General features: G+C 51.2%; 18 protein-coding genes, 1 tRNA gene and 1 other annotated feature. Of the genes, 13 read left to right on the forward strand and 6 right to left on the reverse strand.

What is annotated here, in order from left to right:
* The first annotated feature begins 330 nt into the window (after positions 1-330).
* The 5 genes from NYE54_RS08465 to NYE54_RS08485 all read left to right on the forward strand — a co-directional run bounded on the left by NYE54_RS08465 (position 331) and on the right by NYE54_RS08485 (position 9,001).
* On the forward strand, positions 331-2,055 hold the full coding sequence (locus tag NYE54_RS08465) for a proline--tRNA ligase (RefSeq protein ID WP_339271528.1): 1,725 nt from the start codon (positions 331-333) through the stop codon (positions 2,053-2,055).
* A 693-nt stretch (positions 2,056-2,748) separates the two neighbouring features.
* Complete coding sequence (locus NYE54_RS08470) at positions 2,749-3,759, forward strand: MBL fold metallo-hydrolase (RefSeq protein WP_339273433.1); 1,011 nt, start codon at positions 2,749-2,751, stop codon at positions 3,757-3,759.
* A gap of 456 nt (positions 3,760-4,215) precedes the next feature.
* Complete coding sequence (locus NYE54_RS08475) at positions 4,216-5,400, forward strand: glucose-1-phosphate adenylyltransferase (protein ID WP_339271530.1); 1,185 nt, start codon at positions 4,216-4,218, stop codon at positions 5,398-5,400.
* Positions 5,401-5,414: 14 nt separating this feature from the next.
* Positions 5,415-6,518 (forward strand): glucose-1-phosphate adenylyltransferase subunit GlgD, encoded by a 1,104-nt coding sequence (glgD, locus tag NYE54_RS08480; RefSeq protein ID WP_339271532.1) that lies wholly within the window; start codon positions 5,415-5,417, stop codon positions 6,516-6,518.
* Between the two features lie 38 nt (positions 6,519-6,556).
* Positions 6,557-9,001, forward strand: a complete 2,445-nt coding sequence (locus tag NYE54_RS08485) for a glycogen/starch/alpha-glucan phosphorylase (protein ID WP_339271534.1) — start codon at positions 6,557-6,559, stop codon at positions 8,999-9,001.
* A 391-nt stretch (positions 9,002-9,392) separates the two neighbouring features.
* On the opposite strand, the gene NYE54_RS08490 is transcribed toward NYE54_RS08485, so the two are convergent.
* Positions 9,393-9,956 carry a phosphatidylglycerophosphatase A gene (locus tag NYE54_RS08490; RefSeq protein WP_076323093.1) on the reverse strand — a complete coding sequence of 188 codons (564 nt, stop codon included), beginning with the start codon at positions 9,954-9,956 and terminating at the stop codon, positions 9,393-9,395.
* Between the two features lie 166 nt (positions 9,957-10,122).
* Between NYE54_RS08490 and NYE54_RS08495 the strand changes: the two genes are divergently transcribed.
* From NYE54_RS08495 to NYE54_RS08505, 3 genes are all read left to right on the forward strand, one after another.
* Positions 10,123-11,181, forward strand: a complete 1,059-nt coding sequence (locus tag NYE54_RS08495) for a GerMN domain-containing protein (RefSeq protein ID WP_339271536.1) — start codon at positions 10,123-10,125, stop codon at positions 11,179-11,181.
* 112 nt (positions 11,182-11,293) lie between these two features.
* Positions 11,294-12,052: a ribonuclease PH gene (gene rph / locus NYE54_RS08500; RefSeq protein WP_076323095.1), complete on the forward strand. Its 759-nt coding sequence runs from the start codon at positions 11,294-11,296 to the stop codon at positions 12,050-12,052.
* 4 nt (positions 12,053-12,056) lie between these two features.
* A complete protein-coding gene (locus tag NYE54_RS08505; protein ID WP_339222475.1) occupies positions 12,057-12,686 on the forward strand; it encodes an XTP/dITP diphosphatase in 630 nt (209 codons plus the stop codon).
* Between the two features lie 79 nt (positions 12,687-12,765).
* Here the strand turns inward: NYE54_RS08505 and asnB are convergent, their stop codons facing one another.
* On the reverse strand, positions 12,766-14,610 hold the full coding sequence (gene asnB, locus NYE54_RS08510) for an asparagine synthase (glutamine-hydrolyzing) (RefSeq protein WP_339271539.1): 1,845 nt from the start codon (positions 14,608-14,610) through the stop codon (positions 12,766-12,768).
* Positions 14,611-14,772: 162 nt separating this feature from the next.
* On the opposite strand from asnB, the gene NYE54_RS08515 reads away from it, so the two are divergent.
* Together NYE54_RS08515 and NYE54_RS08520 are read left to right on the forward strand one after the other, a co-directional pair.
* A complete protein-coding gene (locus NYE54_RS08515) occupies positions 14,773-15,087 on the forward strand; it encodes a hypothetical protein (RefSeq protein WP_100540785.1) in 315 nt (104 codons plus the stop codon).
* 52 nt (positions 15,088-15,139) lie between these two features.
* Positions 15,140-15,505 (forward strand): hypothetical protein, encoded by a 366-nt coding sequence (locus NYE54_RS08520; RefSeq protein ID WP_339271541.1) that lies wholly within the window; start codon positions 15,140-15,142, stop codon positions 15,503-15,505.
* A 226-nt stretch (positions 15,506-15,731) separates the two neighbouring features.
* Here NYE54_RS08520 and NYE54_RS08525 read toward each other — a convergent pair whose 3' ends face one another.
* Positions 15,732-16,028, reverse strand: a complete 297-nt coding sequence (locus tag NYE54_RS08525) for a DUF4870 domain-containing protein (protein ID WP_339271543.1) — start codon at positions 16,026-16,028, stop codon at positions 15,732-15,734.
* 159 nt (positions 16,029-16,187) lie between these two features.
* Here NYE54_RS08525 and NYE54_RS08530 point away from each other — a divergent pair.
* Positions 16,188-16,261, forward strand: a tRNA-Arg gene (locus NYE54_RS08530).
* A 422-nt stretch (positions 16,262-16,683) separates the two neighbouring features.
* Positions 16,684-17,124: a hypothetical protein gene (locus NYE54_RS08535; RefSeq protein WP_339271544.1), complete on the forward strand. Its 441-nt coding sequence runs from the start codon at positions 16,684-16,686 to the stop codon at positions 17,122-17,124.
* 92 nt (positions 17,125-17,216) lie between these two features.
* On the opposite strand, the gene argS is transcribed toward NYE54_RS08535, so the two are convergent.
* From argS to NYE54_RS08550, 3 genes are all read right to left on the reverse strand, one after another.
* A complete protein-coding gene (gene argS / locus NYE54_RS08540; RefSeq protein WP_339271546.1) occupies positions 17,217-19,079 on the reverse strand; it encodes an arginine--tRNA ligase in 1,863 nt (620 codons plus the stop codon).
* 57 nt (positions 19,080-19,136) lie between these two features.
* Positions 19,137-19,359, reverse strand: a binding site (T-box leader).
* Between the two features lie 58 nt (positions 19,360-19,417).
* Positions 19,418-20,182, reverse strand: coding sequence for a class I SAM-dependent methyltransferase (locus tag NYE54_RS08545; RefSeq protein ID WP_076323102.1), 765 nt, complete (start codon positions 20,180-20,182; stop codon positions 19,418-19,420).
* Between the two features lie 143 nt (positions 20,183-20,325).
* A complete protein-coding gene (locus NYE54_RS08550; RefSeq protein WP_076323103.1) occupies positions 20,326-20,754 on the reverse strand; it encodes an EamA family transporter in 429 nt (142 codons plus the stop codon).
* 135 nt (positions 20,755-20,889) lie between these two features.
* Between NYE54_RS08550 and NYE54_RS08555 the strand changes: the two genes are divergently transcribed.
* Positions 20,890-21,333 (forward strand): acetyltransferase, encoded by a 444-nt coding sequence (locus NYE54_RS08555; protein WP_339271549.1) that lies wholly within the window; start codon positions 20,890-20,892, stop codon positions 21,331-21,333.
* The last annotated feature ends 186 nt before the right edge of the window (positions 21,334-21,519 follow it).

Consider the following 21,519-nt stretch of genomic DNA (forward strand, 5'->3'; position numbering starts at 1 on the left):
GGCTGTAATGTATTGGAAAATGAATTTCCCGTGAATAACGATCATCAAGGACATGAGGATGCATGATTCGGCGAGACAGAAAAGAAGCCCCCGGCTGAAAGGCTTCCACCGCTTGGCTGCGTCCTTCCTACCTTGTAGTTGCCCGCTGTCAACAAGCGGAGCCGGTTCGGCCCGTTACCGCCTTATGAAGCATCTTGCAAGGAGCGCCTTTTGCGTCCCGCAAGATGGAATCAGGGTGGTACCACGAGCACATTCGTCCCTAGGAGCGAATGTGCTCTTTTTTGCGCTCAGGCAGGTTCATTCATGGAGATAAGAAGGAGTATGAGGAAGATGCGGCAAAGCCAATTATTGATGACAACGATGCGTGATGTGCCTTCCGAGGCGGAGGCACTGAGCCATCAATGGATGCTCCGTGGCGGCTATATCCGTCAAGCGGCGGCAGGAATCTATTCGTATCTGCCGCTGGGCTGGCGGGTCTTGCGGAAGATCGAAGCGATTATTCGGAAGGAAATGGATGCCTCTGGCGGGCAGGAGATGCTCATGCCCGCTGTCCAGCCCGCCGAGCTGTGGAAGGAATCGGGCAGGTACGATATTTACGGATCGGAACTCATCAGGCTGCATGACCGCCATGACCGGGAGTTCGTGCTTGGGCCAACCCATGAAGAAGTGATTACGTCTATCGTTCGCCAAGAGATTTCTTCCTACCGGAAGCTGCCGGTCAACCTGTACCAAATTCAGAGCAAATACCGGGATGAGCGGCGTCCGCGTTTCGGCCTGCTGCGGGGTCGCGAATTCCTGATGAAGGATGCGTATTCTTTCGACCGGGACTGGGAGGGCCTGGATGTGTCCTACCGGAACATGTATGAAACGTATGAGCGAATCTTTAGGCGCTGCGGTCTGACGTTCCGGGCGGTGGAAGCTGATGCAGGTGCCATTGGTGGGCAAGGGGAAACCCATGAGTTTATGGCGTTGGCGGATATAGGCGAGGATACCGTTGTTTCGTGTTGCGATTGCAGTTATGCAGCAAATCTGGAGCGTGCGGAGTCTATGGTTCCGGCTGAGCAGGCTGATAGGAAGTCCGCGGCCGCTGACGGTCATTCTGCCATAGAGCAGATATTGACGCCAAATGTGAAGAGTATTCAGGAATTGACTAACTTCCTCCAAATCGGCTCGGAGCAATTGATCAAGACACTGATTTACCAAGTGGACGGAGAACGAGTCGCGGTCCTTGTCCGGGGAGACCGTGAAGCAAACGAGGCAAAAGTGAAGTCTTACCTAGAAGCAGAACTCGCGGAATTAGCGAGTGCCGAAGAGGTGATGCAGGCGACGGGAGCCCCAGTCGGGTTTGCGGGACCGGTAGGCCTTTCCCTAAAAGTATTGGTCGATTACGAAGTAGCAGCGATGGCAGAGGGGATTACCGGTGGCAACCAAGGGGATCTCCATTTAAAGGGGGTCCGCCCAGGACGTGATTTTTCGCTGGAGTATACCGGCGACTTTCGGAATGTAATCGAAGGAGAACCTTGCCCGCGCTGCGGAGCGCCGCTCGAATTTCAACGCGGGATTGAGCTTGGACATGTGTTCAAGCTGGGTACGAAATACAGTGACGCCATGAACGGTATGTATCTGGATTCCGACGGGCGGGAGAAACCGCTGATCATGGGCTGCTACGGTATTGGCGTCTCCCGCGTCATGGCCGCCATCGCCGAGCAGCGTATCTCGGATGAGCGATTGGTCTGGCCGATGTCCGTCGCTCCGTTCAAGGTGCACATTATCCCGATTGCGGTTAAGGATGAGGCCCAAATGAAACTGGCTGAACATATCTACAGCGAGCTGAACAAGGCTGGTCTGGAGCCGCTGTTGGATGACCGGGACGAACGGGCCGGCGTCAAGTTCAAGGATGCCGACCTTGCCGGCGCTCCGCTGCGTCTGATCGTTGGCCGCGGTGCAGCTAACGGAGAGGTCGAATGGATGGGCGAGGACGGAATCAAGATCCACCTGCCTGTCGAGGAAGCCATCCAGCGCTCACGCGAGGAGGTAGCCCGCCAGCTGAAGTGAATACTATGGAGCCTCTCAATATGAGTTGGGTATTCATTAAGCTGGAGATGAGTAGAAGGAATGAAATTGGAGGATCATGAAGTTGCAGAACGTGCAATTCACCGAGAGGGACTTTATGGATCGAAAAGAGAGCGCAAACGTCTTGCAAGTTCCTAAGAAAGACATACAGGATTGAAAAATGAAGCGTACGCAGCTAGCTTGTAAGTCCCCAAGAGGACTTTGACCTACCATTTCGTCAATGGAGAAGGCATCCCCAAGGCTGTATGACTTTTGGGGGATGCTTTTTTGTTTATGAAGATTGGTCATTTGCTAATAAGCCATGAGGAGCTTATTTAATGGTTAGCTTGATTATGAACGAGCACGAAGCAGCGGAGCGGACGAATCGATTCCGGAAAAGCGGCAGCGGTCGCCTTTGCCCTCGGATTTTTACAATAGATTAAAACAGTAAGAAAAATCCGAGAGCAACAGCGATTGGAGGAACGATACGTACGTGAAGCGTCCTTTATTGGAACATACTAGCTGCTCACTTCAATCTTTAAATCCTTGCACTAACATTGCACTACTGTGATGAAACCGACACTTCGGCAAATCCAGGAAACAAACCATCCCAGCCTGCTATACTTATCCTGGTTACAAGCTTATGATGAAAGAGTCGAATTTGAAGTCATAATGCGGATGGAGGTTGCATCTACAATGAATCAGGAAGAGAAGGGATCAAGCCCGGACATTCATTATATAGAAGAACATCAGCTCAATCAGGTGAAGATTACATTGTCCAATCCCTTAAGATGGGTGAACAGCTATGTGCTGCGCGGAGATGACGGTATGACCGTCATCGATCCGGGGCCGCGTACGGCTGCTTCGGAGCAGGAATGGCTTGCGGCGATGGAGCAGCTCGGGTTCGGATTTAGCGACATCAACTCGATCGTGCTGACCCATCATCACCCGGACCACTACGGGCTTGCTGGGTGGTTTCAGGAGCGGTCGGGCGCGAAGGTGTGGATGTCAGAGCGGGCGCATCGGGAAGCGATGCTCATGTGGGGAACAGATTCCACGATGGATCACGAGCTCCCGGCGTTCTTCCGGCAGCATGGCATGCCGGAAACCAAGCTTTCCCTGCTGCCGGAGCATCTGAACGGCTTCTTCCCCCAAGTCACGCCGCAGCCTGACATATCGTTTATCGGCGAGGACCTGCCGTTTCGGATGGGCAACCGGATATGGGTACCGGTGCAAACGGCCGGCCATGCTCCGGGGCATCTGTCGTTCTTCCATGCGGAGAGCGGCGTTCTGTTATGCGGCGATGCCGTGCTGCCGCAAATCTCGCCCAACGTGAGCCTGCTGCCCGGCAGCGACGCCGAGCCGCTGGCGCTTTTCCTTGCAGGGCTCCGCCGCCTGCACGAACTGCATGTCCGGACGGCGTACCCCGGACACCGCCACCCGTTCACGCATTTCCGTGAACGGATCGATGCGCTCCTCCTCCATCACGAGGAGCGCCTGGTTACCATCGCCGGCATGCTGAGCGCTGCCGGACGGCTAACGGCCTTCGAGGTCTGCACCGCCCTCTTCGGCGAGAAGCTCGGCATCCACCAGCTGCGCTTCGCCATGTGCGAAGCGCTGGCCCATCTCGCCGAGCTGACCCGCCGCGGGGAAGCCGAGATGATCGAAACCGGGGACGGAATGCGCTATTATTCTGTACGGAAATAGCCGCATTTCTGATATAATCAAGACATGAATAAAACCGTCTGCTTGTACGTTGACTTCCATCATGCGTAGAAAGGGCGGTTTTTTGTTTAATAGATTTAGAAGGTTACAATGTGGAGCATCCGTTGTCTGATACTGACCAGATCGTTACCCGCATAAATGCCGCAATCAGGATGCTTGGAAAGCGGCACCACGGCACTTTTTCTCTAGAGAAGAGAAGGCGCGTTCATTCCTAAGAAGGGGCTTTCTCCTGATTAGAGTCAGAGTTTCTCTCTACCCCGCATATAGTTGATATACCTTGCTGTTTAAGCAAGGCATCCCCTTAAGCGTTTTTTTCTTAATTACTCATCACCATGATCCACTCCACCATATTCGTATCGAAGCGTTCCCTTGGTTTAATCCGCAATTTTCATGTTCTAGGATTCGTATCTTATAAAGCCCCTTAAAGGAGAATCTGCCATGAAGAAAAAAGATGTGGTCGCCATGCTGCTCGCAGGAGGTCAAGGCAAACGACTGAAAGGTCTGACGAAGACGCTGGCCAAGCCGGCTGTTTATTTTGGGGGTACATACCGGATCATTGATTTTCCGCTGAGCAACTGCTCCCATTCGGGAATCGACACGGTCGGGGTGTTAACCCAGTATGAACCACTGGTTCTGCATTCTTACATTGGCGTAGGAAGCGATTGGGATATGGACCGGTTGAATGGGGGCGTATTCGTGCTCCCGCCTCATGAACGCGAGGACGGGACGACCTGGTACCGCGGGACAGCGGATGCGATTTATCGGAACCTCAAGTTTATTGACCAGTACGATCCCGAGCACGTCTTGATTTTGTCGGGAGATCACATCTATAAGATGGATTACGACCGGATGCTGGCTTATCACAAGGAGAAGGATGCGGATTGCACCATCTCAGTCATTGAGGTGAGCCTGGATGAAGCGAAGCGGTTCGGCATGGTGAATACGGATGAGAACTACCGGATTTTCGAGTTCGAGGAGAAGCCTGCCCACCCGAGGAGTACAACGGCATCCATGGGCGTTTATCTGTTCCGCTGGAAGCTGCTGCGATCTTATTTAATGCGGAATGCAGAGCTTCCGGATACAAACCATGATTTTGGCAAAGACATTCTGCCGAGCATGCTAGAGGACGGCAAAACACTGTACGCTTATCCGTTCGAAGGGTACTGGAAGGACGTCGGCACCATCGAGAGCTTATGGGAAGCTAACATGGATCTGCTCTGCAAGCACCCCAAGCTGGACTTGAACGATCCGATGTGGCGCATTTACACCCGGAACCCGAATCAGCCCGCAGAGTATATTTCTCCAACCGGCGTCGTCCGGAACAGCATGATTAACGAGGGCTGCACCGTATGCGGCGAGGTAGAGCATTCGATCCTCTTTTATGGGGTGGAGGTAGGGGAAGGCAGCGTCATTACCGATTCCGTCATCATGCCCAAGGTGCGTATCGGCAGCCATGTACGCATACACCGGGCTATTATCACCGAGGACATGGTTATTCAAGATCATGCCGTCATCGGTCCGCCTGAGGAAGATCCATCCCGAATTGTGCTTGTAAGCGATCAAGATGAAGACGTCCTGAAGCTGCTTCAATCGTCGTCTTCGTCCCATAATAATCAAGGTTAGGACGGGATACGCAGATGAGAGAACTCATGGGTATCATTAATTTGGAGCATGAACGGGATGTGCTGAGTGAATTGACGTATTACCGGTGCGGGGCTGCTGTGCCATTCGCGGGAAGGTATCGCCTGATCGACTTTGTGATGTCGAATATGATGCATGCGGGCATTGAGGATATTGCGCTGTTCGTTCGCAGGAAATACCGCTCCCTGATGGATCATCTGGGTGAAGGCCGGCCGTGGGATATGCACCGCAAGCGTGGCGGCCTATTCATACTTCCACCGGATTGGAATGATGAAGCCGATGTGTCCGCTGGCGAGCTGCGGCATATTTATAACAATCTCGATTTTTTTGAGCGTGGAGCTGCAAAGCATATCGTGCACTCCGGCAGCCAGCATATCAGCACGGTCGATTTGAACGAGGTGTACGAATACCATCTGGAGCAGGGTGCTGACGTGACGCTTGTTTATACAAGGGTAAATGCGGCGAGGGAAGAGCATCGTTCCTGCACCCGGCTCGATGTCGATGAGGACGGCATGGTAACGGATATTCATTACGATCATAAGCATGATGCGGTATACATGGAGATGTTCGTGATGGAGAAATCGCGGTTTCTTGAGATGGCCGATCATTGCATCGCCCATGGGGGCAATCACTTTTTCCGGGACGCGATTATGCATAACCGGAACAAGCTGAACATTGCGGGATATGAATACCGCGGGTATCACGCGGTGATCAATTCGCTCGAAAGCTATTACCGTACCAGCATGAACCTTCTGAACCCGAAGGCGTACAACAGCTTATTCCGCAAGCAGGCGGTCCACACCAAGATCAAGTATGAGGTTCCCGCCAAATATTTGAATTCAGCCGATGTGAGCAATGCGCTGGTCGCCAACGGTTGCCAGATCGACGGGGAAGTAAAGAACAGTATTCTGTTTCGCGGAGTACAGGTAAAGCGAGGCGCAAGCATCCATAACTCCATCATCATGCAAAAATGCATCATAGGCGAGAACGTGAGGCTGGAGAACGTCATACTCGATAAAGATGTGATGATCTCGCGAGATCATAAGCTTCAAGGCGATTTTCGCAAACCTTTTGTCATTGCCAAGGACATCTCGATTTAATCGCAAAATAATACGAATCCGTCAGGAGGAACTTTCTTTTGTTTAACAACAAGGAAACATTCAAGCAGGTCTTTACGGAGCAGTTGGTGAGTCGGTTGGGGAAGGGACTTGAGGAAGCGACGGCTGAGGATGTATACAAAATCCTCGGCGGCATGATTCGGGAGTATGTCGGACGGGAATGGGCGGCTGCCAATCGGATATACCGGGATACCGGGCAGAAGCAGGTGTATTATTTCTCGCTTGAATTTTTGATCGGACGGCTGCTGGGAAACAATCTGCTGAACCTGGGGGTACTGGATATGGTCCGCAGCGGCCTTTTGGACCTGGGATGGAATTTGGAAGAGATTGAGGAGCAGGAACCGGACGCGGGGCTCGGCAACGGGGGGCTCGGACGTCTTGCGGCATGTTTTCTCGATTCGTTGGCGTCGCTAAGCTATGCAGGCCATGGGTGCGGCATCCGGTATAAGTACGGATTGTTTGAACAGAAGATAATTGACGGCCATCAAGTCGAGCTGCCGGACAACTGGCTCCAGCGGGGCAACGTCTGGGAAGAGCGGCGGGCTGACAAGGCGGTGGAAGTCCAATTCTGGGGTTGCGTGGAAGTGGATGTGCAGGAGGGGCGAACCGTATTTCACACGGTGGATTATGAGCGTGTTCAGGCTGTGCCCTACGACGTTCCGGTGATCGGTTATGGCGAGGGGCAGGTAAATACACTGCGGCTGTGGAGCGCCGAGTCCGCTTCGGATATATCCAGAATCCGTTCGGCCCATCATCATAACAGCTATTATAAATTTTTGGAATATAACCGTTCGGTCGAATCGATATCGGAGTTTTTGTACCCGGATGATTCGGCATACGAAGGCAAGCTCCTTCGGCTGAAACAGCAGTACTTCCTCTGTTCCGCAGGCGTTCAGAGCATTCTTAGAACGTTCGACAAGCTGGGACGGACCTATCATGAACTTCCCGAGCATGTTGCCATTCATATCAATGATACCCACCCGACGCTGGTGATTCCGGAGCTGATGCGGATTCTGATCGATGACAAGGGCTTCGGTTGGGATGAGGCATGGGACATCGCGAGCCGGACCGTATCCTACACGAACCACACCTTGCTTAGCGAAGCGTTGGAAAAATGGCCTGCCGGCATGGTTCGTGAGCTGCTGCCGCGCATTTACATGATGATTGAAGAGATCAATAAACGCTTCTGCGGCATGCTGCTGGAACGCTATCCAGGGGACCATGAGCGCATATCGCAGCTCGCCATCATCGAAAGCGACCAGATCCGCATGGCCAATCTGGCGATTGTGGGTAGCTATCATGTGAACGGCGTAGCTGCGCTGCACACGGAACTGCTGAAGACCCAGGTCATGAAGCCGCATTATGAGCTGTATCCGGAGCGATTCAGTAATAAAACCAACGGGATTACCCACCGGCGCTGGCTGATGCACAGCAACCCCGGCCTGAGTCAATTGATCTGCGACGGTATCGGCACTTCATGGATCACGGATCCTCATCAATTGATCCAGCTCAAGTCACTCAAGACCGACACCGCCTTTCAGCAGGGGATTCAGCGGACCAAACGGAGCAATAAAGAACGGCTTGCCGAATACATCGCCAATAAGCAAGGGGTCGTGATCAATCCCGATTCCATATTCGATGTCCATGTGAAGCGGCTGCACGGTTACAAGCGGCAATTGTTGAATATTTTACGAGTGATGCACGTGTATAACGAGATTAAGGATCAGCCAAGCGCGGATCGCGTTCCCCGTACCGTCATTTTTGGGGCGAAGGCAGCGCCGGGTTACTATCTGGCCAAAAGCATCATCAAACTCATTAATGTCGTTGCCGAAGTCGTGAATAAGGATCCGCAGGTCAATGACAAACTCCAGGTGCTGTTCCTGGAAAATTATTCGGTGTCTCTGGCGGAGAAGATTATTCCCGCAGCCGATGTGAGCGAGCAGATTTCCACGGCTGGCAAGGAGGCATCCGGCACGGGAAACATGAAGTTCATGATGAACGGTGCGTTGACCATCGGCACGCTGGATGGGGCTAACGTGGAAATGTTCGAGCTGCTCGGCAATGAGAATATGTTCCTGTTCGGTTTGAAGCTGGAGGAAGTGCTCGAGTATTACAGGACGGGAGCTTATGTATCCAGGGAACGGTATGAGCAGGATCCGAGAATCGCCCGCGTGCTGAATCAGTTGATATCCTCAGGACCGTTCTGCTGTCACGAGTTGGAGTTTGGTCAGATTCTTCAGTCCCTGCTGGATCATAACGATGAGTTTTTTGTATTAGCGGACTTTTCCAGTTATGTGGCAACCCAGTCGGATATCGATGATGCTTATTTGAATAGTGGATCCTGGACCGAGAAGTCAATTGTAAATATCGCACACTCGGGACATTTCTCCAGTGATAACACGATTCACCGTTATGCATCCGACATCTGGAATGTTTCTCCTGTTAAAGTCGGTGTGAATAGATAATCTATCTCTATTACAAAATCTAAAAAAAGAACCCCGCCATAGGCTTGGCGGGGTTTCCATAGGTGCTCTATTGGAATGTTCTTCATCATAGCATATGATGGATGCTTGGAAAATGACTAGATAGATTTACCGATTTACGTGATTGGACAGCCCGTTTTTTCATAGGTGAGAAGAGCCTTCTTATTGGTTAGCGGAGGCCTGCTTATTATAGAAGAAACTCATCGTTCCGGCCCGAAATGCTAAAATGCTTTCTACTGCAATCGTCTATCATTCTTTGAAATCACCCAGTTCACGATTGGAATAGGATAGGTTCGGTGAGTTCCTTCCTTCTGATAGGCAGGGAAAAAGGAGATTCGCATTCTGTGCGAATCTCCTTTTTTGGGAGAGTGGTTTATTCTTTTGGAAGCTCTTCGGTCGTTCCGAACAGTTCGATCTCCCGCTCCGCTTGCTTACGATGGGCGATCCGGCTGCTGGCGGCCGCGGCAACCGCGCCGACGATATCGTCGAGGAAGGTATGTACACGGCCGCTTGATTTATCATTCAATTGCTCGAGAATGCCGGGCTTGAGCTTGTCAATATACCCGTAGTTCGTGAAGCCGATGCTTCCATATACGTTAACGATGGAAAATGCCAGGATTTCATCCACGCCGTATAAGCCTTCGTCATTGGCCAGCATTTCTTGAAGCGGGGATATGAGATTGCCTTCCTCCGCCAAAATATCTAATTGAATTCCGGTTAACACCGCGTTTTGGACTTCGCGTTTGCTAAGTACGGCATCCACATTCTCCATGCATTCTTCCATAGTCAAATTCGGGTAGTATTTTTTCTGAAGGATCATCACTAGTTCAGCGATTTCCTCCAACTTGATTCCGCGCTTATGCAGCAGGCTCCGTGTCGCTTCCGCTACCTTCTTGCTGTTCAGACTGTATGGAATGTTTGAATCGTTTTCTGCCATGATGGAACTCACCTCATTTTCGTGGTTGATGAAGATGCTTACGACGATTGTACTTTTTCCACCCCCCTTTGTCCAGAAAGGACAAAACTGCGAGTTATTTTTTTGGAAAGGGCTCGTATACATAGGAGTACAACCTGTACAAAAAAATGTTAGGGAGGAACAATACATGAAACGTAGTAATCGTAATCTTCGCAGGCTTTCCGCCGCCGGGCTGCTTGCTGTTCCGATCGTGTTGTCCGGCTGCGGCGTGTTTTCCGGGAAGCAATCGGAGGCGATTGACCCGCCGCCTGCGCAAGTGGAGAAGCAGATGCTGAACACGACCGGATCCACAGCGGCACAAGGAGACATTGGCACGCAGACAACGGTTTATCTTTCGGATGCGCGGGGAATGCTGGCACCTGTAACCTTGGGTATTCCGAAGGTAGAAGGTGCAAGCGCAGTGAAAGAATCTCTTGAAGTGCTTGTGAACGGAGGCCGCTATGCTGGCTATGTTCCACAGGGCTTCCAGGCGGTATTGCCTGCCGGTACGCAGATCCATAATGTGACGGTTGATCCGGAGAGTAAATTGGCCGTTGTTGAATTCAATAAATCGTTTACGGAGTATCAAGCGGCAGATGAACGAAGAATCTTGGAGGCGTTGACGTGGACGCTGACGGGACACGAAGGCATCGAGTCGATGCAGGTATGGGTGGACGGAGTCAAACTGACGGAAATGCCAGTCAACCACACGCCGCTGGACCGTCCGCTTTCACGTGCGATGGGTATCAACCTTCAAAAGGCGGATGACGCATTGTATACTTCCTCTTCGCCGGTTACCGTTTATTTCTCTTCCGTGACGCCTGACGGCATTCAGTATTATGTACCTGTTACAAGACTTGTTCCAACCGGACAGGACGCGGTTAAGGCTGCCTTGAATGAACTGATCCGGGGACCGCATTACGGTGATGGGCTTGTCGAGGTCATCCCGGACGATACCACCGTTGCATCGGTCGAAAAAGGTGAGGACGGTGCTGTTACCGTATCGCTTCAGGACAGCATGTTTGAGCAGGGAGAGCAGGTTCCAACCGAATTGCTGCAGGCCGTCGTGCTAACCGTAGCCGAGAATTCGGATGATGCGAAGGTGAAAATTCGGATGAATGATCTCTCTGAGGTGGTTGGAACGGATAGCCGCAATTATAGCGAGCCTGTCGGCCGTCCGGAGTTCATTAACGAAATTTCGATTTGACGCTTCACCGCTATCTTTGAAATATGCGCCGGAAAAGGTGCTTTTGTGCCTGCACTTTGGTAGAATAGGGAATGCTAATCAGGATTGCGATAAGAAGTAGGAGGCAGAAAACATGAGATCTAACGGACGTAAGAGCGATGAGCTTCGACCGATGAATTTATCGACCCATGTGAATAAATATGCGGAAGGCTCCGTGTACATCGAGATGGGAGACACCAAGGTGCTGATTACGGCGACCGTGGATGAGAAGGTTCCCCCGTTTCTGAAAGGACAAGGAAAGGGCTGGGTGACGGCTGAATACTCAATGCTGCCGCGCGCAACACAATCCCGCAACCAACGGGAAGCCAATCGCGGTAAACTCAGTGGCCGGACGATGGAAATTCAGCGGCTGATCGGCAGAGCGCTTAGGTCTGTTGTGAATCTGCATGCTCTTGGCGAGCGGACAATTACGCTGGACTGCGATGTAATCCAGGCGGATGGCGGAACGCGGACCACCTCCATTACAGGAGCATTTGTAGCTTTAGCCATAGCGGTAAATAAAATTGCAGAACAACATAAACTAGCGGTATTTCCGATAACGGACTACCTGGCCTCCATTAGCGTGGGCATTGCTGGCGGACAGGCGCTGCTGGATCTGAACTATGAAGAGGATTCCAAAGCGAAGGTAGATATGAATCTGGTCATGACCGGAAGCGGCAAATTCGTTGAGGTTCAGGGGACTGGCGAAGAGAGCCCGTTTTCTCGTGAGGAGCTGGATCAGATCCTGGAGCTTGGGGAACAGGGAATCCGCGAGCTCATCGAGCGTCAGCAGGAGGCACTTGGCCCCATCGCAGCTAAAATCGGTTCCGTGAATGCGGGTACTGGAGTATAATCCCATGACATTGACACTTGGAGACACGCTAATTGTAGCTACCCGCAATCAAGGGAAAGTCAAGGAATTTGCGCATGCTTTTGCTGCTTTCGGTACGGAGGTCAAGAGCATGTACGATTACCCTGATCTGCCGGATGTCGTTGAGGATGGAGCAACGTTCGCAGCTAATGCATTTAAAAAAGCCAAGGCGGTTGGCGACGCACTGGGATTGCCTGTTCTGGCTGATGATTCCGGATTATGCGTGGATGCGCTGAATGGTGCGCCCGGCGTTTATTCCGCACGTTATGCCGGCGAGCACGGCGCGGACGAGGACAATAACGAGAAGCTGCTCAGTGAACTGGAACAATTAAGGCTTGGTGAAGATACGGAGCAGCCCTTGCTAAGTCCGGCCCGATTTGTCTGTGTGCTGGTGCTGTATGATCCGGTCTCGGGAGAAAAGCTCGAGGCTGAGGGGAGCGTTGAAGGCTGGATCACGTCGGATCCGTCCGGAAAGGGCGGATTTGGATATGACCCGCTGTTCTACCTGCCAAGCCATGAGAAGACGATGGCCGAGCTTTCCCTGGAAGAGAAACAGGAGATCAGCCATCGGGGAAAAGCACTGCGCAAGCTTGTAGCGGACCTGCAGGCGCGATAACCGAATAAGGTGCTATAAAAAGAAACCATACCGGCCTACTGCTGGTATGGTTTCTTTGATTTTTTAGAACAATAAGGACTTAACGTATGGATACGTTATACTCTTTGAGCCAGTAATGCACCTGGGCCAGGTAGGCGAACAGCTGCGGACCGGACATCAATTGACCGAACCAAGGGAGATTGGAGGACGCATCCGGCGAAGAAGCCAGCTCCCGGATTCGTGCCGTATCGACGAGCGGAAGCAGCGGCGAAGAAGGATCGTCCAGAATGGACAGCACCTGCGCTTTGACGGCTGCCAGATAGTTCGGATTGTGAGTTTTGGGATATGGGCTTTTTTTGCGGTACAGGACATCTTCCGGAAGCACACCTTCAAGGGCTTTGCGCAGAATGCCTTTTTCACGATCGCCTGTCGTTTTGATGCTCCAAGGAATGTTCCACACATAGTCGATCAGTCGATGATCTGTGTAAGGTACGCGGACCTCCAGTCCAACGCCCATGCTCATCCGGTCTTTACGATCGAGGAGCGTTGGCATGAAACGGGTGATATTGAGATAGGACATGACCCGCATTTTGGCCTGCTGCCCGGTCTCCCCGGCCAGCTTCGGCACTTCGGCTACCGCATCGGTATAGCGGTCTCCGAGGTAATCCAGCGGCTTGATCCAGTCCCGGATCTCGGCAGACAACAGCCCGGCTCTCATATCTGGGGCAACAGACCATGGGAAAGTACCGGAATTCAGCATTTCTTCCCGGTGAAACCAAGGGTAACCGCCGAATATTTCATCAGCGGCTTCACCGGATATGGCGACGGTTGCGCCTTTTTTAATCTCACGGCAGAAGAGGAGCAAGGAGGCGTCCACGTCAGCCATTCCCGGGAGGTCCCGCTTCTGCGTAGTGACATCTAGCGCTTCGACCAGTTCGGGGGTGTCGAATTCGATCCAATGGTGGTTTGTGCTGAGCTCCTCGTGCATCCGTTTAATCCATGGCGCATCCGCACCCGGCTGGAAGGAATGGGATTTAAAATGTTTGTTGTTGTCCACATAATCGACGGAGTAGGTGTGCACTTGTCCTTGGCCCGTCCGCTTGTAGTAATCGACGGCCAGCGACGAAAGCGCGCTGGAATCGAGCCCGCCGGATAACAGCGAGCAGACTGGTACATCGGATACCAGCTGACGTTCAACGGTGTCGCGCAGCAGATCGCGCAAGAAGCTTGCCGTCTGATTCACATCATCTTCATGGGGCTTGCTTTCCAGTTTCCAGTAAGTATATTTGCGCAATCCTTCCCGGTTAAAGATCATGGCCATACCAGGACGAAGCTCTGCAATATCCTTGTAGACACCGTGTCCCGGGGTTCGGGCCGGACCGATAATAAATACTTCAGCAAGCCCCTCTGCCCCGACCACAGGCTCCACCTTCGGATGCTGAAGCAATGCTTTTGGTTCCGATCCGAATACAAGCGTTCCGTCAATGTAGCTGTAGAACAGGGGTTTTACCCCCACCCGGTCCCGAGCCAAAAATACCTGTTCCCGCACGCTGTCCCAAATCGCGAATGCAAATATTCCATTGAGGCGTTCCAGACAATCGGGGCCCCATTCGATATAGGATACTAACAAAACTTCCGTGTCGCATTTGGTATTGAAACGATGACCACGTCGTACCAATTCGTTTTTAAGCTCCGCAGCGTTATATAATTCCCCGTTATATACAATGGCATAGACTTCCTCTTCCTGATGAATGATCATCGGCTGAGCGCCATTTTCGGGGTCGATCACGCTGAGTCTTCGGTGACCGAATGCGCACGGGTTGGAAATCCAAGTGCCGGATCCGTCAGGTCCGCGGTGAGCCAAACTTTCTGTCATTTTTACCAGCAGCTGCGAATCCTGCGTCAAATCGCCGCTCCATTGTATAAAACCGGTTATTCCGCACATGACGGTTCATCCTCTCTTTGTCTTTGTCATACGCTGTCCCATCTTTTTAATCCTACGTCGCCAAAGTGATACAGATATATGCCGAAGGAAGGCATAAAATGTCTGTCCTTTTACGAAAACTAAGAAAGAGGACGAATATCAAAGAGAAGGAGAGATGCGTCCATGAATAAGTCGACCTACTACGTTTCCGTCCAGAGCCGCTCTGTGTTGACCGAACAGGGAGCGAGCGCTTATGAATGGGAGATCGAAGCAACGCCGGAAGAGGCGGATCAAGTTCGGATTGAGCTGGACATGATGCAGGAGAAGGACGAAGAAATGACAGGGTACTTGTTTCCTTGGCCGGACACACCGCAACAAAACTCCAATGCCTTGTTTCAATCCTCCCTGGACAAGGTGTACCGGACCATCTACGAATTAGGAACACCGGCCACACGCCAGCAAATGGAAGAGCTCCGATTGCTCTCCGATTTGACATGAAAACAATAAGGATCGTGCAGTCCCTGCACATCTTGATGAAGGAGAATGTATGATGTATGCAATCAGAGATGCAAAAATTCGCCGGATTACGGAAGTAAATGGCGCCCCTTGCGCTGAGGTTGAGGTCTATCCAGCAGCGGAAGGAGAAAGTGCATTGCTGGCTTATCTGACGCCATCTTCCCCGCTGGGAGGCTATGAGCTGGTGAAAATCGTGCGCAGCAACGCCAGCATGGAGGTGGATTGGTTCGACAACAGCATGCATGATGCATTTGTTGATGCCACGGACGAAGCGTTCGAGAACACGGTTCAATCCACCGCGGAGGAAGACCGGGATGCATTCAAGCAGCAGCTGCTTTCTACAGGCCAGCTATATGAGCAGCTGAATCATAGGCTCAGTGAAGGACCCCAATATTTCTAGTGCCTTGAAGAATGAAGAGATCTGTCCGGCACTATGGGCAGATCTCTTTTTGTATGGATTCGGCACCACGGATGGTGAAAGGCACCACAATGGTGCCGCTACCGTTTTTGTGGCATCCACGCTGGGCTGTGAAGTGAAGACGGCAATGAGAAAATGGACTGATTACAACAAAATAACACAAGAAAGACCATACGGTTAACCGCATGGTCCTTTTAGGATAAGATGCTCAATAAGCATACTCCCTCAGCACTTGAATGCCCATGATCACGTTATAAACAAAAGCCCCGAAGTAGAGGATGCCGAAGAGGATAAGGTATCCAATGATGGAACCGAAGGACCCTGAGGTAACGGCCATGTAAATCAGCGGTATCGCTGCTATGACGGGAAATACGTGCGAGAACAGGGCGCGACGGGCGTGCTTGGAAACATAGGCGTCCGGGGAGAAAATCCATACGAGGAGAGGAAGGAGGAAGGGGGCAAAGAAGATGCTGAAATACGATAAAGAGGATAAAAGCTGTCTCATGATATCACGCTCCTGAAGTCATTTTCATGATATACATATTACCCAGTAAGCCCGCTCCTGATTCGGTTCTGAACCATTCCGAAAAAAAGTTCTTTGAAAAATACAAAAGATGCGATATAATATACTTCGTTACTGTTTAAAAGATTTTCATACATATATGTCCCAGTAGCTCAGCTGGATAGAGCAACGGCCTTCTAAGCCGTCGGTCAGGGGTTCGAATCCCTTCTGGGACGTAAAAGAAAGAAGCTGCCATGATTGGCAGCTTCTTTACGTATTCCAGAGGGGTGATGAACTCCACAAATGGGGTTCGTCGGAGGTTAAGCTTCGTAAGGATTACATCGCAGTCGGCCGAAGGCCGTATCCCGACTGGGACAAGAACGTCCATGAGGATGAGAACCCCTGGTAGTGGTTCGCCTGCGCATAAGCTTCAGGAGGGCACTTCGCAGTCGGCCTGACTCGCGCTTGGAAACAGGCGAGCCGCAGAAGGAAGCCGTTCATTTTTATAAGAAGCTGGGGTATGCCCAGATTGAACCAATTGGTGAATACATCGGGAGCGAATATAGCGTATGTTTTGAGAAGTGTCTGACATCCTAGCGGTTTCGCCTTATAATAGAAGAAAAAGTATTTTACGAACCATATTGAGGAGGCATCGAGCATGCAGCTTACTAAAATATCACAAAATACCGCCATTTTATTGGAGCATGCCAGAAAATCGGGGCTGACTTCCTCCCAACTGCTGGAGGCTGTGCGCTCTGGCAAGGTAGAAAGATTCCAAGTCGCGAACAATGGTCATTTTCACTACGAGGAACTGTTCTCTTATGCCGGAGAGCATGGGGAAGATTTGGAGAAGGCCGTTAGCGAGGGATACAAAATTACGTTTAACACCCGCAACGGGTTGAAAATCTGGCTGGAGGAAGCCTTTTGCATCAGCTCGGAATCCGATTTTAGTGTAGGTGAAGGCATTATTGAAGGGCTGAAGTTCCAGGAGGAGCAAGTCGCACGCTTGAAGGAAGCGCTGGCTGTCAACTGGACCCTGCAGGAAGAGCCAACTGCAGATGGTGTCCAGGTCAGACTGACCGTCAGAGGATTGCAATAATATATAAGATAGCCACCGTACTTGTTCAACAAGACTAGTACGGTGGCTTTTTTTAAATACAGCATGATTCGTTAATTTCTTCAGAGGGAGATTTACATCCGGCTTGGCGTGGGCAGTCCCAGCACTTCCAGCGCTTCGCCAAGGATGTTCTTGAATAAGGAAGTGAGCCATACACGGAATTGGAGCACTTCATCCGCCGATTTTAGAATAGGGCATGCCGAATAAAAATTGTTGAACAAAGAGCACAGCTCATAAGTAAAGTTGCAGATGGCGCTTGGGGATAGATCCCGCCCGGCGGCGTATAGGGTATCATGCCAGGTACTGATATGGCGAAGCAGAGCATGCTCCGCTTTTTCCATAGCAGGGAACCGAGCAGGCACAGACGGCGCAACACCGGCTTCTTGAGCTTTATTGAGCACGCTGAGTGCACGCGCGTAGGAATAGAGCAGGTATACCCCCGTATTTCCTGATATTTCAGTGGCCTGCTTCAGATCGAACACCACCTCGGTTTGCAGTGCAAAGCGAAGCAGGTAGTAACGGATGGAGGCGGCTGCGATCGTATGACTGGACAAACCGTTTTTATCGGAACGGGTATCTTCGATGACCTTGGCTACTTGGTGGATAAGCTCGGTGATTTTAATTCCGATTCCCTGACGTCCGGACATCGCATAGGACGCTTTCCCATCGGTAGTATCGATTCCGAGGTCCGCAGCCGCAGAAGGGCTTAACGAAACAACACCGTAGCTGACATGACGGAGCTTGTCGGCCTCTTTATGGAATCCCAAGCTTTCCAGTGCCTGCTTCACCATCGCCTGCGGGTACTGCTGTCTGTAATCGATGACGTTGATGACCATGTCTGCTTTGCCGAAAGAGAGCTGCTCGCCATGGGTACTCGTCGTCCACACCTCATCCGTGAATTTTTTGTATACAAAATCATTGGAGAGCACACCGTATTTCCACAAGTGGTAGGCGATGTCTTTGGCCGTGTAAGTCAGAATGCCATTGGAGCGGACGAGCACTTTATCCATACTGTGGTCTGACTCCGGATCGTCCACGGCTTCCGTTCCTGTTTGCTTGAGCACCCAGCAGCCTGCAAGTTTACCCTCGGTTTCCTGATGGAAGAGCGGCGTATTCTTCAACAGTTCGAAAGCGGACGACCAAAATCCCTCTCTGACAATGCTGCTCTCCCACACAAGCAGATCATAGTCAATGCCGAACTGCTTCATTTCTTCAAGATGCTCTTTGACGATTCTCTCGGCAACGAGCAGTCCGATCCAGGATAAATTCTGGTTGCCCTCTTCCAGTGCGTGCAGAACCTCAGTCCGATGCTGAACCAGCCCAGGCTCCCTTTCATAGGCTTTATTGGTACTTGAGTACACGTCCCAGCAGTAATCGCCGAACCGGGCATGTTCCTTCGATAGCGGCGTGTGGAGCATCCCAACCACCGTATCTGCCAGTTGATTGCCAAGGTCGTCGATATAATTATGAACCTCTACCTCGTAACCAAGCTTCCTCATCAACCTGACCAGCGTATCTCCGATACAGGAGTTTCTTAGATGGCCGATATGGGCGGATTTGTTCGGATTAATGGAAGTGTGCTCAATGACAATCTTCTCGTTAGCTGCCGGAGGCAGTTCAAAGTGGTGCCCGGCCCAATATTCCCAATCGATACGCAGATTCATAAAGCCTGGGGCTACAATCTCCGTGGAATAGACCAGTTGTTTGTACGACGCGTCCTGCTCAAGCTCGGCTTGAATCAGCTCGGCAATGTGCAGCGGAGCCTTACGAAGCAGCTTCGCAAGCTGCATCGCAATATTGGTGGCATAGTCCCCATGCTCCATGCTGGCAGGCTGCTCAATGCGGATTGGAGTGGAATCCGGCAGTTTGGAGCCCAAAGCTTCACACACCTGGTTTACAGCTTGTTGAAGGCTTGAAGTAATCAAATGACTTAACAAATTAAATCCCCCTTTTTGAAAAAACACGTCAGAAAAATCAAAAAAGCCCTCATCTCTTAAAGAGACGAGGACTTGTGCTCGCGGTACCACTCTTGTTGTTAAACCGAAGGGTTTAACCACCTTTATACGATAACGGTGTAAGCCGGGGCTTCCTACAGTATTTCACTTCGGAAGACCATCTCCTGGGTCCGCTTCACGGCCGACTTTGTACCGGTTTCCACCCTCCCGGCTCGCTTGGACTAAAGTCAAGTGCAGTTACTCTCCCAATCAACGAAAATCACATGTTCAAGTTTTTCATATTATTAACCATTCTATTTAGAAAATCAACCCTAAAATGACTAAACCTTCTCTGCAAAGACACGCAGGCGCCTGTAATCTCCATAAAACGCATCCTCATGCCAGAGTGTCGCTTGGGCAGCTTGGCTGATGCGGGCAATGGCTTCGTCCTTCTCATCAGCCGAGAATCCAGTGAAGAAACGATCGCCAAAATGCAGCAGCCAATACTTCACGCCATCCTTGCCCTCAGGCAGCTTCGTAGGACGGTCAAAGTGATGGGCGATATGCACGCGGAACCCTTGGGATTCAAGCAAGGTCGCATACTGGCCCAAGCTGGGAAAATACCACGGATTCCGGCTGTCGGCATCAATTCCATAATGATCGGCGAACACTGTTTTCAAGGCTTGGTAAATTCCGTCGATATTCCCCTTGCCTCCAAACTCTGCAACGAATCGACCACCGGGCTTGAGTGCGCCATAGACGGAGCGTACCACACCAGCAGCATCCTTCATCCAGTGTAGGGCGGCATTCGAGAAGACAGCATCATACGGCGTTTCGGTTTCGAAGTTCTGTCCGTCTCCGGTCATAAACGTCAATTCAGGATATTTGCTTTTGGCGCGCTCCATCATCTCGGCCGAATCATCCATGCCGGTTACATGAGCACCCGAAGCGGAGATTTCATAAGCCAAATCACCGGTTCCGCAGCCGAGATCAAGAATCCTTTCTCCGGGTTGAGGCGCAAGAAGTTCTGCCACTCCTTTTCCATAAGCCGAGACAAACGATAACTGCCGATCATAATCGTAAGCTTTCCATACTTGCTTTGACATAACAACACTCCTTCACCCATGAATTATCCTCATTGTGACATGTTCACCTTATAATTAGAAATATATAAATGTGATAATGTTGATAGGTTTTATCAATAAAGGAGCGGACAAAAAGCCGCTGAGCAGCGGTTTTATGTAGAACATTATTTGACGGCAACAAGAAGAGCGCCAACAGCAATGAGTGCAACGCCGGCTGCGTTAATCCAGGATATCTTTTCTCCAAGAAAGACAAAGGCCAGAATGACCGCGATGACAACGCTCAATTTATCGATAGGTCCGACCTGCGATACTTTGCCGTATTTGAGTGCGAGAAAATAAAACAGCCAGGACAATGCCCCCGCAATGCCGCTGAGCACAATGAAGCTTAATGCTTTCTTCTGAACCAGAATGTCACCGAGTTCCGAGAATTTGCCCTGAACCCCCACGACCCCGAGCAGAAACAGTGCCATGATGACAGAGCGAATGGCCGTTGCTGAATTGGCATCGATGTTTTGCAGGCCTATTTTTCCGAAAATAGCGACAAGTGCCGCCGTGGCCGCCGACAGCAATGCGTATACAAGCCATAATGGCAATGCTGATCTCTCCTTCCTGACAAAGATAAAGTCTCTGATTAATGTACCGGATTCCTTTATAATAGTATAGAGCAATTTTACCGATATCATGAATTTCTATGAGATCTGAACAATTTGGAAGGGAGTGGATGAAAAATGACGTTTCATATAGCACCTTATGCAGAAGAGTATCATGATCAGTTGGTGGAGCTGTGGCATCGTGCCGTATCTCAAACCCACGATTTCCTGACGGAGGAAGACATCCGGTTTTATTATGACATGATGCAAAACGGAGCTCTGAGAGCCGTGGAGATCTGGGTGTGCTTAAATACGGAACAGGAGCCGGTTGGATTTATAGGGCTGGATGGCTCCAAAATCGAAATGCTCTTCGTGGATCCCCTCCATCACGGCCAAGGTACGGGAACGAATCTGATCCGGCATGCCGAACAGCTGAAGGGGCGGAGGCTGCAAGTCGATGTGAATGAACAGAACCCCAAGGCCCATGCCTTTTACAAAAAATACGGATTCGTGCAAATCGGCCGCTCCGAGCTGGACGGCTCCGGGAAGCCATTCCCGCTTATTCACATGGAGCTGCAGTAAGGTCATGGATCAGCGCAGCTGAGCCCATCGATAATCGTAAGCATAACATCCTCAGCCAAAAACTCCGCGAGATAACTCGCAGAGTTTTTTTCGTGGGAAGCGGGGCGCCAACCCGGCGCCGGCCGCGGTAGCGGCAGACGGCCACTATCTTCTTTGAAAGAACTTCGATAGTCGTTATACCTTAAC

This window comes from Paenibacillus sp. FSL K6-1330 (assembly GCF_037976825.1).
Taxonomy (GTDB): domain Bacteria; phylum Bacillota; class Bacilli; order Paenibacillales; family Paenibacillaceae; genus Paenibacillus_AQ.

What these genes read in the sequence shown, in the direction of transcription:
- NYE54_RS08465 (WP_339271528.1), top strand. Translation starts at nt 331, where the DNA reads ATGCGGCAAAGCCAATTATTGATGACAACGATGCGTGATGTGCCTTCC.
- NYE54_RS08470 (WP_339273433.1), top strand. Translation starts at nt 2,749, where the DNA reads ATGAATCAGGAAGAGAAGGGATCAAGCCCGGACATTCATTATATAGAA.
- NYE54_RS08475 (WP_339271530.1), top strand. Translation starts at nt 4,216, where the DNA reads ATGAAGAAAAAAGATGTGGTCGCCATGCTGCTCGCAGGAGGTCAAGGC.
- glgD (WP_339271532.1), top strand. Translation starts at nt 5,415, where the DNA reads ATGAGAGAACTCATGGGTATCATTAATTTGGAGCATGAACGGGATGTG.
- NYE54_RS08490 (WP_076323093.1), bottom strand. Translation starts at nt 9,956, where the DNA reads ATGGCAGAAAACGATTCAAACATTCCATACAGTCTGAACAGCAAGAAG.
- NYE54_RS08495 (WP_339271536.1), top strand. Translation starts at nt 10,123, where the DNA reads ATGAAACGTAGTAATCGTAATCTTCGCAGGCTTTCCGCCGCCGGGCTG.
- rph (WP_076323095.1), top strand. Translation starts at nt 11,294, where the DNA reads ATGAGATCTAACGGACGTAAGAGCGATGAGCTTCGACCGATGAATTTA.
- NYE54_RS08505 (WP_339222475.1), top strand. Translation starts at nt 12,057, where the DNA reads ATGACATTGACACTTGGAGACACGCTAATTGTAGCTACCCGCAATCAA.
- asnB (WP_339271539.1), bottom strand. Translation starts at nt 14,610, where the DNA reads ATGTGCGGAATAACCGGTTTTATACAATGGAGCGGCGATTTGACGCAG.
- NYE54_RS08515 (WP_100540785.1), top strand. Translation starts at nt 14,773, where the DNA reads ATGAATAAGTCGACCTACTACGTTTCCGTCCAGAGCCGCTCTGTGTTG.
- NYE54_RS08520 (WP_339271541.1), top strand. Translation starts at nt 15,140, where the DNA reads ATGTATGCAATCAGAGATGCAAAAATTCGCCGGATTACGGAAGTAAAT.
- NYE54_RS08525 (WP_339271543.1), bottom strand. Translation starts at nt 16,028, where the DNA reads ATGAGACAGCTTTTATCCTCTTTATCGTATTTCAGCATCTTCTTTGCC.
- NYE54_RS08535 (WP_339271544.1), top strand. Translation starts at nt 16,684, where the DNA reads ATGCAGCTTACTAAAATATCACAAAATACCGCCATTTTATTGGAGCAT.
- NYE54_RS08545 (WP_076323102.1), bottom strand. Translation starts at nt 20,182, where the DNA reads ATGTCAAAGCAAGTATGGAAAGCTTACGATTATGATCGGCAGTTATCG.
- NYE54_RS08555 (WP_339271549.1), top strand. Translation starts at nt 20,890, where the DNA reads ATGACGTTTCATATAGCACCTTATGCAGAAGAGTATCATGATCAGTTG.